Annotated in this window: 14 protein-coding genes; 12 read left to right on the top strand and 2 right to left on the bottom strand. The window is 59.7% G+C overall.

Features of this window, described 5'->3' with window-relative positions; all coding sequences use genetic code 11:
• Window positions 1-40: 40 nt before the first annotated feature.
• Genes nuoH through BLR31_RS11230 form a run of 10 tightly spaced genes read left to right on the top strand, consistent with a single transcriptional unit; the run spans window position 41 to window position 10,257 of the window.
• Window positions 41-1,075, top strand: coding sequence for an NADH-quinone oxidoreductase subunit NuoH (gene nuoH / locus BLR31_RS11275; RefSeq protein WP_090596762.1), 1,035 nt, complete (start codon window positions 41-43; stop codon window positions 1,073-1,075).
• Window positions 1,076-1,086: 11 nt separating this feature from the next.
• The gene (gene nuoI, locus BLR31_RS11270; RefSeq protein WP_090596288.1) at window positions 1,087-1,575 is read left to right on the top strand and encodes an NADH-quinone oxidoreductase subunit NuoI; all 489 of its coding nucleotides are present in this window, start codon (window positions 1,087-1,089) and stop codon (window positions 1,573-1,575) included.
• A 9-nt stretch (window positions 1,576-1,584) separates the two neighbouring features.
• The gene (locus tag BLR31_RS11265) at window positions 1,585-2,193 is read left to right on the top strand and encodes an NADH-quinone oxidoreductase subunit J (RefSeq protein ID WP_090596285.1); all 609 of its coding nucleotides are present in this window, start codon (window positions 1,585-1,587) and stop codon (window positions 2,191-2,193) included.
• A gap of 11 nt (window positions 2,194-2,204) precedes the next feature.
• Entirely contained in the window at window positions 2,205-2,519 is a 315-nt protein-coding gene (gene nuoK / locus BLR31_RS11260; protein ID WP_090596282.1) for an NADH-quinone oxidoreductase subunit NuoK, read from the top strand.
• Between the two features lie 7 nt (window positions 2,520-2,526).
• Entirely contained in the window at window positions 2,527-4,485 is a 1,959-nt protein-coding gene (nuoL, locus tag BLR31_RS11255; protein ID WP_090596279.1) for an NADH-quinone oxidoreductase subunit L, read from the top strand.
• Window positions 4,482-5,975, top strand: coding sequence for an NADH-quinone oxidoreductase subunit M (locus BLR31_RS11250; RefSeq protein ID WP_176762622.1), 1,494 nt, complete (start codon window positions 4,482-4,484; stop codon window positions 5,973-5,975). Before nuoL ends, BLR31_RS11250 begins: the two co-directional genes overlap by 4 nt.
• 9 nt (window positions 5,976-5,984) lie before the next feature.
• Entirely contained in the window at window positions 5,985-7,430 is a 1,446-nt protein-coding gene (gene nuoN, locus BLR31_RS11245; RefSeq protein ID WP_090596276.1) for an NADH-quinone oxidoreductase subunit NuoN, read from the top strand.
• Entirely contained in the window at window positions 7,430-8,263 is an 834-nt protein-coding gene (locus tag BLR31_RS11240) for a biotin--[acetyl-CoA-carboxylase] ligase (protein WP_090596272.1), read from the top strand. The genes nuoN and BLR31_RS11240 overlap by 1 nt, the downstream gene beginning before the upstream one ends.
• Before the next feature lie 56 nt (window positions 8,264-8,319).
• Entirely contained in the window at window positions 8,320-10,002 is a 1,683-nt protein-coding gene (locus BLR31_RS11235; RefSeq protein ID WP_090596270.1) for a ribonuclease J, read from the top strand.
• A gap of 3 nt (window positions 10,003-10,005) precedes the next feature.
• A complete protein-coding gene (locus BLR31_RS11230) occupies window positions 10,006-10,257 on the top strand; it encodes a DUF1467 family protein (protein ID WP_342027591.1) in 252 nt (83 codons plus the stop codon).
• A gap of 42 nt (window positions 10,258-10,299) precedes the next feature.
• Here BLR31_RS11230 and BLR31_RS11225 read toward each other — a convergent pair whose 3' ends face one another.
• On the bottom strand, window positions 10,300-11,553 hold the full coding sequence (locus BLR31_RS11225) for an aminopeptidase (RefSeq protein ID WP_090596267.1): 1,254 nt from the start codon (window positions 11,551-11,553) through the stop codon (window positions 10,300-10,302).
• A gap of 90 nt (window positions 11,554-11,643) precedes the next feature.
• Between BLR31_RS11225 and BLR31_RS11220 the strand changes: the two genes are divergently transcribed.
• Entirely contained in the window at window positions 11,644-12,846 is a 1,203-nt protein-coding gene (locus tag BLR31_RS11220) for a TIGR03862 family flavoprotein (protein ID WP_090596263.1), read from the top strand.
• Window positions 12,847-12,848: 2 nt separating this feature from the next.
• A complete protein-coding gene (locus tag BLR31_RS21690; protein ID WP_176762620.1) occupies window positions 12,849-13,010 on the top strand; it encodes a hypothetical protein in 162 nt (53 codons plus the stop codon).
• A gap of 68 nt (window positions 13,011-13,078) precedes the next feature.
• On the opposite strand, the gene BLR31_RS11215 is transcribed toward BLR31_RS21690, so the two are convergent.
• On the bottom strand, window positions 13,079-13,323 hold a 245-nt coding region (locus BLR31_RS11215; RefSeq protein ID WP_176762621.1), incomplete at its 5' end, for an ATP-binding protein.

Here is a 13,323-nt window from a genome sequence, read left to right as displayed (position 1 = left end):
AGACTACCTTTTCGGTGCCCCGATCCTCGGACTGGGCACCATGGTCGGGTTTGTCTGGAAGGCGCTGCTGCTGCTGGTGACGCTTCTGGTCTTTACGGCCTATGTCCTCTTGGCGGACCGCAAGATCTGGGCGGCGGTACAAATCCGCCGGGGCCCGAACGTCGTGGGTGCATTCGGCCTGTTCCAGAGCTTTGCCGATTTGTTGAAGTTCGTCTTCAAGGAGCCGGTGATCCCGGCAGGTGCCGACAAGGCGGTCTACCTGCTCGCACCCCTGGTGACGGTGTTGCTGGCGTTGTCCGCTTGGGCCGTGGTGCCGGTTGCCGAGGGCTGGGCGCTGGCTGATATCAATGTCGGCATTCTCTACATCTTCGCGATCTCATCGCTCGGCGTCTATGGCATCATCATGGGTGGTTGGGCGTCAAATTCGAAATATCCGTTCCTGGGCGCGCTGCGTTCGGCCGCGCAGATGGTGTCTTACGAAGTCTCGATCGGCTTTGTGATCATCACCGTTCTGCTGTGCGTGGGTTCGCTGAACCTGACCCATATCGTTCTGGCGCAGGAGCAGGGCGGCATCGCCCATATGCTCGGCGTGCCGTGGCTCACATTCCTGAACTGGTACTGGCTGCCGCTGTTTCCGATGTTCGTGATCTTCTTTATCTCGGCATTGGCGGAAACCAACCGCCCTCCGTTCGATCTGCCGGAAGCTGAGTCCGAACTGGTCGCTGGCTTTATGGTGGAATACGGCTCCACGCCTTACATGATGTTCATGCTCGGCGAGTATGTCGCGATCATCCTGATGTGCGCTCTCACTACCATCCTGTTCCTGGGAGGCTGGACAGCGCCGATCGACCTGCCGCCGTTTAACTGGATCCCCGGCGCTGTCTGGTTTGTCTTGAAGCTTTCGCTGGTCTTTTTCATGATCGCCATGGTCAAGGCCTTCGTTCCCCGTTACCGCTATGACCAGTTGATGCGTCTGGGCTGGAAAGTGTTCCTGCCGATCTCGCTCGTCATGGTGATCGTTGTCGCTGCCGTCCTTCAGCTTACGGGCTGGGGCTGGCACGGCGGCGTGGCATAAGGAGAGAACCCATGAAAGCCTTGCGGTTTCTCGACGCGCTTCTGCTCCGCGAATTCGTATCGACCTTCTTTCTGGCGATGCGCTATTTCTTCGCGCCCAAGCCGACGATCAACTATCCGTTCGAAAAGGGCCCTGTGTCCCCACGCTTTCGTGGTGAGCACGCGCTGCGCCGCTATCCCAATGGCGAAGAGCGCTGCATTGCCTGCAAGCTCTGCGAGGCGATATGCCCCGCTCAGGCGATCACGATCGAAGCCGGTCCGCGCCAAAACGACGGCACCCGTCGCACGGTTCGCTACGACATCGACATGGTCAAATGCATCTATTGCGGCTTCTGTCAGGAAGCCTGCCCGGTCGATGCTATTGTCGAGGGCCCCAATTTCGAATTCGCAACCGAGACGCGTGAGGAGCTCTACTTCTCCAAGGAACGTCTCTTGGCCAATGGCGATCGCTGGGAGCGTGAACTCGCTGCCAATATCGCCCTTGATGCACCGTACCGTTAGGAGCGACAGGTGACCTTGCCGCTGTTTTTCTTCTACCTGTTCTCAGGGATCGTGATCGCCTCGGCGATCATGGTGATTTCATCGCGAAATCCGGTCCATTCGGTGCTGTTCCTGATTTTGGCCTTCGTCAACGCAGCCGGTATCTTCATGCTGGCCGGCGCCGAATTTCTGGCGATGATCCTGATCGTAGTCTATGTCGGCGCTGTCGCCGTGCTGTTCCTCTTCGTCGTCATGATGCTCGACGTCGATTTCCGCGAACTGCGTCAGGGCATGCTGCAATACGCGCCGATCGGTATCGTGGTCGGCATCATCCTCTTGCTTGAACTTCTGCTGGTAGCCGGCTCGGCGTGGCTCGTTCCAGAGGTTGCCGGTTCAGGTGCACTGCCGATCAATGACGGCATCGACAACACGCGCGCACTCGGGCAGGTGCTCTACACAAATTACATCTATCTGTTCCAGGCGTGCGGCCTGGTGCTGCTGGTGGCCATGATCGGCGCGATTGTGCTCACCCTGCGTCACAAGCCGAACGTCAAGCGTCAGGACATTGCTGCACAGGTCGGGCGGACCAAGGAAACAGGGCTCGAGATCGTCAAGGTCAAGAGCGGAAAAGGGCTGTAAGGGGGATTATGATGACACCGGTAATCGGGCTCGGTCACTTCCTGACCGTAGCAGCCATTCTGTTCACCATCGGTGTGTTCGGGATTTTTCTCAATCGCAAGAACATCATCGTCATCCTGATGTCGATCGAGCTCATCCTGCTCGCGGTCAACATCAACCTTGTGGCGTTCTCCGCGCATCTTGGCGATTTGGTCGGCCAGGTCTTTGCGCTGTTGATCCTGACCGTTGCCGCCGCCGAAGCGGCAATCGGATTGGCGATCCTCGTGGTCTTCTTCCGCAATCGTGGGTCGATTGCGGTCGACGACGTCAACATGATGAAGGGCTAGGGCAGCCATGATCCAGGCAATTGTCTTCCTGCCGCTGATCGGCGCGCTGGTGGCCGGCCTTTTTGGCCGCGTCATCGGTCACAAGCCCGCGGAAATCCTGACGACGTCGATGCTGATTGCTGCGGCGGTCCTCTCCTGGATCGTCTTTATCCCGTTCTTTCTGGGCGATGGCGAAGCTTACAAGGTCACCGTCATGGAGTGGATCCACTCCGGTGATCTCCAGCTCGATTGGGTGCTGCGCGTCGATACGCTGACGGCGATCATGCTGGTCGTGGTCAACACGGTCTCCTCGCTCGTTCATCTCTATTCGATCGGCTACATGCACGAAGATCCGCATCGCGCGCGCTTCTTCGCCTATCTCTCGCTCTTCACCTTCGCCATGCTGATGCTGGTGACCGCCGATAACTTCGTTCAGATGTTCTTCGGCTGGGAGGGCGTGGGGCTCGCGTCCTATCTGCTGATCGGCTTCTGGTACAAAAAGGAATCCGCCCGCGCCGCTGCCATGAAGGCGTTCGTTGTCAACCGTGTCGGTGACTTCGGCTTCGCGCTCGGCATTTTCGGGGCGTTCTTCCTGCTCGGCACGCTCGATTTCGACGCGACGTTCGCTGCGCTTCCAGGCTTTGCAGATGCAACGATTTCCTTCCTGTGGTGGGAAGCGCATGCGATGACAGTCATCTGCCTGCTGCTGTTCATGGGTGCCATGGGCAAGTCGGCGCAGTTCCTGCTTCACACATGGCTGCCTGACGCCATGGAGGGCCCGACACCGGTCTCCGCGCTCATCCATGCTGCAACAATGGTCACGGCGGGCGTCTTCATGGTTGCGCGCCTGTCGCCGATGTTCGAATTGAGCGAAGCGGCGACGCTGTTCATCATCTATATCGGCGCCATCACGGCCTTCTGCGCGGCAACGATCGGTCTGGTGCAGAACGACATTAAGCGCGTCATCGCCTATTCCACGATGTCCCAGCTCGGCTACATGTTCGTGGCGCTCGGGGTAGGGGCTTATTCTGCAGGTGTCTTCCACCTGTTCACCCACGCGTTCTTCAAGGCACTGTTGTTCCTTGGGGCCGGGTCGGTCATCCATGCGATGCACCATGAGCAGGACATGCGCAATATGGGCGGAATCCGCAAAAAGGTGCCGCTGACCTACGCCATGATGCTAATCGGCACGCTTGCCCTGACCGGGGTTGGTATTCCCGGTACTTCATTCGGCTTTGCGGGCTTCTTTTCCAAGGACGCCATCGTTGAGGCAGCGTATGCCTTTGGCGGAACGGCGGGCTCCTTTTCCTTCTGGATGCTGGTGACTGCCGCGCTGTTCACGAGCTTCTATTCCTGGCGGCTTATCCACCTCACCTTCCACGGCCCGACCCGTGCTGACCATCACACCTTCGATCATGCTCATGAGAGCCCGAACGTGATGATGATCCCGCTTTATGTGCTGGCCGCGGGCGCGGTCTTGGCCGGTGTGGTGTTCTATGACGTCTTCTTCGGCCATGCCGAACATGTCGAGCACTTCTTCCACGGTTCGATCGTGGTAGATGCCGCAATCATCGATGAGGCGCACCACGTCCCGACGCTGGTCAAATGGTCGGCGACGATCGCCATGATCCTCGGCTTCATCGCCGCCTGGTACATGTACATTCGCAATCCGTCGGCGCCCAAGCAATTGGCCGAAGAGCATCGCGGTCTCTATCAGTTCCTCTTGAACAAGTGGTATTTCGACGAGCTCTACGACCGCATCTTCGTGCGGCCTGCGCGCTGGGTCGGGACCGCTCTCTGGAAGGGCTTTGATGACTGGCTGATCGACCAGACGCTGGTCGAAGGTCTTGGACGCCGTGTGCGGCAGGTGACGGGCTACGTCACTCGGCTGCAATCGGGCTATCTCTATCACTATGCCTTCGCCATGTTGATCGGCGTTGCGGCACTTATCACCTGGGCCATCGCCTCAGGGGGACTTCTGGGATGATCCTGACAAACAACATCCTGACCATCGTTACGTTTCTGCCGCTGGTCGGGGCCTTCTTCATTCTGTTGACCCCGGGCCGGGACGAGGTTGCCGAGCGCAACATCAAATGGATTGCGCTCGCGACCACAGTGGTTACGTTCATCTTCACGCTGGTCATGTGGGGCATGTTCGACCCCACGACGCCGAACTTCCAGTTCGTGCAGAACCATGTCTGGATCGGCGACGTCATCGGATACCGCATGGGGGTCGACGGCATCTCGGTGCTATTCATCGTGCTCACAGGCCTCCTGATGCCGATGTGCATTTTGGCGAGCTGGGACTCGATCACCTTCCGCATCCGCGAATACATGGTGCTGTTCCTGGTACTCGAGATGCTGATGATCGGCGTCTTCGCGACCCTCGATCTGGCCATGTTCTATGTATTCTTTGAAGGCACCTTGCTGCCGATGTTCCTGATCATCGGTATTTGGGGCGGCAAGCGGCGCATCCAGGCGAGCTATAAATTCTTCTTCTATACCTTCATCGGATCCGTTCTGATGCTGCTCGCCATCATGGCGATGTACTGGCAGGCCGGTACACTCGATATCGCGCGTCTGCTGCAGTTCGAGTTCTCCGAAGAGGCACAGTTCTGGCTCTGGTTGGCGTTCTTTGCCTCCTTTGCCGTCAAAATGCCGATGTGGCCGTTTCACCGCTGGCTTCCAGAAGCCCACGTTGAAGCGCCGACCGCCGGTTCGGTCATCCTAGCCGCCATTCTGCTCAAGCTCGGTGGTTATGGCTTCCTGCGGTTCTCGCTGCCGATGTTCCCGGACGCGTCGCTCTATTTTCAGAACTTCGTGTTCTTCCTCTCGGTCGCCGCGATCGTCATCACGTCGTTGGTTGCGCTGGTGCAGACCGACATCAAGAAGCTCATTGCCTACTCGTCGGTGGCCCATATGGGTTTCGTGACGATGGGTATCTTCGCCGGAAACGTCTACGGTGTGCAGGGCGCTATCTTCCAGATGATCAGCCATGGCATCGTGTCCGGCGCGCTGTTCCTCTCGGTCGGTGTTATCTACGACCGCATGCACACGCGAGACATCGACGCCTATGGCGGTCTCGTTGAGCGCATGCCGAAATATGCCTTCGCGTTCATGGTGTTCACCATGGCCAATGTCGGCCTGCCGGGTACATCAGGATTCGTTGGTGAATTCCTGACGCTCCTGGCTATTTTCCAGATCAACACCTGGTTCGCCGTCGTTGCGACAACCGGCGTGATCCTCTCGTCCTGCTATGCCCTTTGGCTCTACCGCAAAGTCATCTGGGGCGCGCTGGAAAAGGAAAGCCTCAAAGGCATTCTCGATCTCAATACCCGGGAGATGGTGACGATCGTTCCCTTGATCATCCTCACCATTCTGTTCGGTTTCTACCCCGCACCCCTGATGGATGCGATGGCCGTTTCTGTCGAGGCACTGGTTGACCAATACCAGATGTCCGTCGGTCTGGCGCAATAGGAGGTGACAATGGTCCAAGAGTTTGCCGGTTTCGCCTCCCTGGCGCCTGCCTATCCCGAAATGCTGCTCGCCGTCGGCGCGCTGGCGCTTCTGATGATCGGCGTTTTCGCCAGCAAGGAAATCTCCACAGCCATCACCGGTATCGCCATCGGCCTGTTCGTCGCCGTGGCCGTGCTCATCGTCTTCCAGTCGAGCGACGGCGTGATCTTTTCCGGCGGTTTCATCAACGACGCCTTTGCGCGCTTCATGAAAGTGTTGGTGCTCACCGGCTCGGCGTTCGCGCTTGTACTCACAGTGTCGAGTGCATCCGAGAATGGCCTCAACAAGTTCGAATATCCCGTGCTTGTTGTCCTTGCCACCGTCGGCATGATGATGATGATTTCGGCCAACGACCTCATGAGCCTCTATGTCGGCCTCGAGTTGCAGTCGCTTGCGCTCTACGTCGTCGCTGCGTTCAAGCGCGACAGCGGCAAGGCAACCGAAGCTGGCCTGAAATATTTCGTCCTCGGTGCGTTGTCCTCGGGCATGCTGCTTTACGGCGCGTCGCTGCTCTATGGCTTTACCGGGCACACCCAGCTGACCGAAATCGCTCAGGCGGTCGCACTCGGCGAGCGCAATCCAGGCGTGATCTTTGGCCTCGTGTTCCTGCTCGCAGGCATTGCGTTCAAGATTTCCGCAGTGCCGTTCCACATGTGGACGCCTGACGTTTACGAAGGCGCGCCGACCCCGGTCACCGCCTTCTTTGCCTCAGCGCCCAAGGTTGCCGCAATGGCTCTGCTTATCCGCGTCGTGTTCGACGCGTTCGAGCCCATCGCTCGTGACTGGCAGCAGGTCGTTATCTTCATCTCCATCGCCTCGATGGTGCTGGCATCCTTCGCCGCCATTGGTCAAAACAACCTCAAGCGCCTGCTCGCGTATTCCTCGATCGGCCATGTGGGCTTCGCTCTCGTTGGCCTTTCGGCCGGAAGCCTCGTGGGTGTTCAAGGCGTATCGATCTACATGGCGATTTATCTCACCATGACGATCGGTACCTTCGCCTGTATCCTCGCGCTCAAGAACGAAGATGGCTATGTCGAGACCATCGACGACCTAGCGGGACTTGCTCGCAGTCGTCCGTTCGTTGCAGCAATCCTCGCACTGTTCATGTTCTCGCTCGTCGGTCTTCCGCCGCTTGCCGGCTTTTTCGCCAAATGGCAGGTCTTTCTGGCGGCCATCGAAGCGCAGTTGTTCGTCCTTGCCGTCATCGGCATGCTGGCGAGCGCTGTGAGTGCGTTCTACTATCTGCGCATCATCAAGGTGATGTATTTCGATGAGCCCGAAGCGTCCTATGCCGCGCCGGCTGTGGAACTCAACGTGGTAATGGCCGTGACCGGGTTTTTGGTCCTGTCCTACTATTTCACCATCGGTGGACCGCTGACGGCGTGGGCTCAGGTCGCTGCGAACAGCCTGTTTTAGTGGTCGCGTTTCCACTCCCTCTCGTTGCGCGAGAAGCCGGCTACCGTGTCATCGGCTTCGACAGCATTGGCTCGACCAACGCCGAGGCGATCACTGCGGCGCGAGCCGGTGAGGCTGACAAGCTGTGGTTTGCAGCTCTGCAGCAAACCACAGGTCGCGGGCGTCGTGGGAGGGCTTGGGAAAGCCCATATGGCAATCTGGCTGCGTCACTGTTGATTCAACCGAATGTGCCTTCCGCTGCACTCGCGAGTCTGGGCTTCGTCGCTGGCGTTGCGCTCAATGACGCGCTGAGCCGTCTGCTGCCCGACGTCAGTATGCGATCCGGAGTCGATGGGGCGGATGGCAGAATAGGGCGCTCCGCAGCGCGGATCGCGCTCAAATGGCCCAACGATCTTTTGGCCGATGGGGCCAAGCTCGCGGGGATATTGCTCGAAGCGATACCGCGCCAGTACGGTCATACGGCCGTGGTCATCGGCATTGGCGTCAATGTCGTCGCGGCGCCACAGGGACTGCCGTATCCGGCCGTCGCGCTTTCGAGCTTCAACCCCGCTATTGATGCCGCAATGGTGTTTGAAACACTGGCCGAAAGCTGGGTGCGATGGTACGACGTTTGGGACAATGGGCAGGGGACAGCTCGGATCATCGAGCGCTGGCGCGATAACGCTGCCGGCATCGGATCTGAAGTCGTGGTGCAGCGCAGCCAGGGCGTCTTGCGCGGCATTTTCGAAAGTATTGATGATGCGGGCCATCTGATAGTCCGTGACGATGAGGGGCAGCGCATCGCGATCACCGCGGGCGACGTCCATTTTGGAACAACGGCCACCCTGCGCTGATCGTGCAGCGCGGCCGGCAACAGGGACGCTCCCGTCGTGCGGGGCGGGTATGACCTATGGCAAAAAGACAGGCTGAGGGCGAGGAAATGGTCTTCGTTCCTCTCGGGGGCGTTGGCGAAATCGGGATGAACATGGGGCTGTATGGCTATGGCCCCGAAAGCAATCGCCAGTGGCTGGTCGTCGATTGCGGCGTCAGTTTCGGTGGTCCGGAATTGCCAGGCATCGAGCTTGTCATGCCGGACCCATACTTCCTCGAAGATCAGATCGACAACGTCGTTGGGCTGGTGCTCACCCATGCGCACGAAGATCACTATGGTGCCATCCTCGACATCTGGCCCGCCTTCGATAAGCCGGTCTTCGCGGGCCGGTTCGGCGCAGCGATGCTCAAGGCAAAGCGTGCGTCCAACAACATCATCGACGACGTAGAGGTTCAGATCTATGAGCCCGGCGTGCCGTTCCATGTCGGCCACTTCAAGGTCGAGGCGATCGAAGTATCCCATTCGATCCCCGAGTCTAACGCCCTGCTAATCGAATCGCCGGCTGGGCGGGTCGTTCACACTGGGGACTGGAAGATCGATCCGTCGCCCGTTGGTACGCCTCCGACCAACATCAAGCGCTTCAAGGAAATCGGCAGCGACGGCAAGCCACTCGCGCTGATCTGCGATTCCACCAACGCGATGAAGGAAGGCGACAGCCCGTCCGAGACCGAAGTCGGTGTCAATCTCGAGCGCCTGATCGCAACCGCTAAGAACCGCGTTGCCGTCACGATTTTTGCCTCCAATCTAGGCCGCATGATCTCGATTGCACGCGCCGCTGCAAAGGCGGACCGTCAGGTGGTCGCCGCCGGGCGTGCCGTGCATCGCATCGCCGGGATTGCGCGTGAGCTTGGCCTTATGGAAGGGGTGCCCGAGTTTCTCGATCAGGACGCTTATGGCTATCTGCCCCGTGACAAGGTCGTGCTGATCTGCACCGGCAGCCAGGGCGAAGCGCGGGCCGCGATGGCTCGGATCGCCGATGGCTCGCACCCGGTTATCGACTTTTCGCCGGGCGACATGGCGATCTTTTCGTCCTGGGCCATTCCGGGAAATGAAAAGGCCGTGCTTGATATTCAGAACAAGCTTGTGGACAAGGGTGTCGAGATCGTCACCGGACGCGACGAGATGATCCACGTCTCGGGCCATCCGCGGCGGCATGAATTGGCCCAACTCTATGACTGGCTCAAGCCAGACCTGCTGATCCCCGTGCATGGCGAAGCGATGCATCTGGAAGCTCAGGCCAAGTTTGGCCGTGAGAAGGGCATCAAGACCGTCTACTCGATCCGCAATGGCGATATGGTGCAGCTCTATCCTCAGCCCCAACATCGCAAGGGCGAGGTGCGGACGGGTATTTTGTATCTCGACGGCAATCTGCTCTGCACACCCGAAGAGTCCAATGTCCGCGACCGTCGCCGGTTGGCATTTGGCGGCGTGGCGATCGTATCGCTCGTGGTCAACGCCAAGGGACAGATTGTCTCGGGTCCTGAGTTGGATCTGGACGGGCTGCCAGAATTGGTCGACGATGACGAACCGTTGAGCGCGGTTGCCCGGTCGGCAGTGCGCAGCGTCATCAAGAGCTTTCCGGAAAAGCGGCGCTCCGATACCGGGCGTTTTGCCGAGGCGATCCGCCGTGCGGTGCGCTCCGAGCTCAATGCCGCCTGGGGTCGCAAGCCCATCGTGAAAGTGTTCGTACACAGGGTCTAAAGCATGGAAATCCAGCCGTTCACCTATGTCGCCATCTATTTCGTCGTCTGGTGGACGGTGCTGTTCGCCGTGCTGCCATGGGGTATTCGCGGTCAACACGAGGCCGGGGAGGTCACTGACGGGACCGATCCTGGCGCGCCGATCAAGGCTAACCTTGTGCCAAAGGCGATCGCTACGACCGTCCTGGCCGGCGTCGCGACGGTGTTGATCGTCTGGGGGATGTCGAACCCCTGGCTTCAGGAATACTGGAGCTAGAAAAGTCAAAGGCCGGGAGACGATCCCGGCCTTTTTTATTTATCAGAACGCCCATTCGCCCTTGCGGAAGACCGGGACGCGCTCGCCGTCCGGGGTGATGCCGTCGATGTCCATGTCCGCGGATCCGATCATCCAGTCGATATGGATGAGGCTCGAATTGCCGCCCTTTTCGGCGACTTCATCTTCGCTGAGCTTGTCGCCGCCGACGAAGCACTCAGTGTAGCACTGGCCCATCGCGATATGGCAGGCGGCATTTTCGTCAAACAACGTGTTGTAGAACAAGATGCCGGACTGGCTGATGGGCGAGGAATGCGGCACCAGGGCCACTTCGCCGAGCCGGCGCCCGCCTTCGTCGGTATCGAGAACCTTGTTCCAGTTCTCTTCGCCCTTGGACGCGCGGACCTCTACGGCGACGCCGTCCTTGAACACCATCTCGATGCCTTCGATGACCGAGCCGTTATAAGCCAGCGGCTTGGTGGCGCGGACGTGACCGTCGACGCGGCGGGCATGGGGGGTGGTGAAGACTTCTTCGGTCGGAACGTTGGGGTTGCAGGTGATACCGTTTTTCGCCAGCGACGCACCGCCTGCCCATTTGTGATCATCGGCGAGACCGACGACCAAATCGGTGCCGGGGCCGGTAAAGTGCAGGTCGCGGAAGTTCTGGGCGTTCAGCCAATCGCGCCGGGCGTGGATGTCGGCGTTGTGCGCTTCCCAGGCAGCGACGGGATCGGCATTGTCCGAGCGCGAAGCGGCGAAGATGGCGTCTGCCAATTTCGCCACGGCTTCATCGTCGCCAAGATCGGGGAAGACCAGCTTGGCCCATTTGACACTGGGGTAAGCGACGATGTTCCAGTTGGTCTCAAAGCCGGTGATCTTCTTGATGGCAGGCTTGTAGGCCTTGGAATTGGCGCGCTGAGCGCGAGAAACCTTTTCGGGGTCCTCTTCGGCCAGCATCATCGGGTTGTCGCCTGCGATGGCAAGGCGGGCCGTGTTGTTGCCGAAGGCATTGGCCATGCCTTCGTAGAGCCAGTCAGCAGCGTGGTCGAAGGCTTCGTCATTGGCATATTTGTACCGGGCGAGGGTCGATTCCTCATCCGAGTAAATCGTCGTGACGAGACCGGCGCCGGCCTTGTAGGCGTGCTCGGTGATCTTGCGGACCAAAGGCAGCGCGGCGAGCGGGGCCGTCATGATGAGGTCCTGGCCGGCCCTGAGGCCGAGGCCGGTGTGCACGGCGACCTGGGCGAGCTTATCGAGCTTTTCTTCGTTCACGGGCGCGTTGGAGCGTGAGTCGGACATGATGGATTCTTCTTTGGATTGAGATGACTCAAGGTGAACGCCGAGCCTATCGGTTTGACAGCAGAGGGGAAAGAGTGTTCTGGGCTCGTCATGGACAAGACCATTGCAGTGATTGGGGGCGGCCCCGCCGGGCTTATGGCCGCCGAGGTGATCTCGGGGGCGGGATATCCCGTGACCGTTTATGAGGGGATGCCGACCGTGGGGCGGAAGTTCCTGATGGCCGGCAAGTCCGGGCTCAATTTAACGCACGCCGAACCGGTGGGGGATTTCTTTTCCCGCTTCGGGGCGGCGAGGGAGCGGCTCGAGCCTGTCCTTTCGGATTTCGACAATCAGGCGGTGCGCGACTGGGCCGAGGGGTTGGGCGCCGAGACGTTCGTGGGCTCGTCGGGGCGGGTGTTTCCGGTGGCGATGAAAGCCTCGCCCTTGCTCCGGAGCTGGCTCAAGCGGCTTGAAGGGCAGGGCGTAACGATGAGGACCCGGCACCGGTGGGCAGGGTTCGATGGTGATGCGTTCGTGTTCGAGACGCCTGAGGGACCGATCAGCAAGACTTGCGATATCTTGGTGCTGGCGTTGGGCGGGGCGAGTTGGCCAAAACTGGGGTCCGATGCGGCATGGGTGCCGTGGCTCGAGGAAAAAGGCGTCGCTGTCAAAAGGTTCAGGCCCGCCAATTGCGGGTTCGATGTCGATTGGAGCGAACATTTCGTCGAGCGGTTCGCTGGGGCGCCGGTCAAGGCCGTGGCGGCGACGTCTGATGCTGGTACGAGCCAGGGCGAATTCGTCATCTCGCGGACAGGCGTCGAGGGGAGCCTGGTCTATGCCCATTCGGCGGCGCTGCGCGATGCGCTGGAGCAGGGCGCGGCGCAGCTCGTGCTTGACCTTGTCCCCGACCGAACCGCCGAGAGGCTGGAGCGCGATCTGGCGCGGCAGCCGTCCAAGGCCAGCTTTGCCAACAGGATGCGCAAGGGCGCAGGGCTGGATGGCGTCAAGGCGGGCCTTGTGAGGGAGTTTACGCCAGAAAATCTACGCGGGGATTATTCGGCGCTGGCCCGGGCCATCAAGACGCTCGTGGTGCCTTTGGTGCGGCCCCGGCCGATTGCGGAAGCAATATCGGTGGCCGGTGGCGTCGGCTGGAGCGGCGTCGATCAGCATTTGATGCTTGAGCACATGCCCGGGGTGTTCGTTGCGGGCGAAATGCTCGATTGGGAAGCGCCGACCGGGGGGTATCTGCTTTCGGCTTGCCTCGCGTCGGGGCGCGCTGCAGGGTATGGCGTGCTGGCCGCTTTGAAAGGCTGATCATGCTGCGCAATATCGATCTGAGCTCCTGGCAGGGGCTGCTGACCACGGTGATCGGGCTGGCGCTGTTTGCGCTGATCGGTATCGGCATTCGGCTTCTGATCATGTTCACGATCCAGCAGCGGCGCGAGCGGTTCAACCGGCAGATTGTTGATTGCCGTTGAGATCTGACCCGGTATTTTCACCGAGAATTGACCCGCCTCATGGATATGATTTGGGTTTGGTCAGATGGTCAAGTCGGTGCTTTCTCCTTTTTGGTTTTTGTGGCCTGGGCCGAACTGTTCCTGAACCGGAAGCTGTCGTTTCCGGTTTCGAGGATATGGCAGTGATGGGTGAGCCGATCGAGCAGCGCGGTTGTCATCTTGGCGTCTCCAAACACGCTGGCCCACTCGGCAAAGCTGAGATTGGTGGTGATGATGACGCTGGTGCGCTCATAGAGTTTGCTCAGCAGGTGGAAGAGCAATGCCCCTCCTGATG

Source organism: Pelagibacterium luteolum, from assembly GCF_900100665.1.
Classification (GTDB): domain Bacteria; phylum Pseudomonadota; class Alphaproteobacteria; order Rhizobiales; family Devosiaceae; genus Pelagibacterium; species Pelagibacterium luteolum.
This window is presented reverse-complemented; position numbering and strand designations above follow the sequence as displayed.

Excerpts from the sequence above, each read along its gene's own strand:
- nuoH (WP_090596762.1), top strand. The coding sequence starts at position 41 with ATGGTCGGGTTTGTCTGGAAGGCGCTGCTGCTGCTGGTGACGCTTCTG.
- nuoI (WP_090596288.1), top strand. The coding sequence starts at position 1,087 with ATGAAAGCCTTGCGGTTTCTCGACGCGCTTCTGCTCCGCGAATTCGTA.
- nuoK (WP_090596282.1), top strand. The coding sequence starts at position 2,205 with ATGACACCGGTAATCGGGCTCGGTCACTTCCTGACCGTAGCAGCCATT.
- nuoL (WP_090596279.1), top strand. The coding sequence starts at position 2,527 with ATGATCCAGGCAATTGTCTTCCTGCCGCTGATCGGCGCGCTGGTGGCC.
- BLR31_RS11250 (WP_176762622.1), top strand. The coding sequence starts at position 4,482 with ATGATCCTGACAAACAACATCCTGACCATCGTTACGTTTCTGCCGCTG.
- nuoN (WP_090596276.1), top strand. The coding sequence starts at position 5,985 with ATGGTCCAAGAGTTTGCCGGTTTCGCCTCCCTGGCGCCTGCCTATCCC.
- BLR31_RS11235 (WP_090596270.1), top strand. The coding sequence starts at position 8,320 with ATGGCAAAAAGACAGGCTGAGGGCGAGGAAATGGTCTTCGTTCCTCTC.
- BLR31_RS11230 (WP_342027591.1), top strand. The coding sequence starts at position 10,006 with ATGGAAATCCAGCCGTTCACCTATGTCGCCATCTATTTCGTCGTCTGG.
- BLR31_RS11225 (WP_090596267.1), bottom strand. The coding sequence starts at position 11,553 with ATGTCCGACTCACGCTCCAACGCGCCCGTGAACGAAGAAAAGCTCGAT.
- BLR31_RS11220 (WP_090596263.1), top strand. The coding sequence starts at position 11,644 with ATGGACAAGACCATTGCAGTGATTGGGGGCGGCCCCGCCGGGCTTATG.
- BLR31_RS21690 (WP_176762620.1), top strand. The coding sequence starts at position 12,849 with ATGCTGCGCAATATCGATCTGAGCTCCTGGCAGGGGCTGCTGACCACG.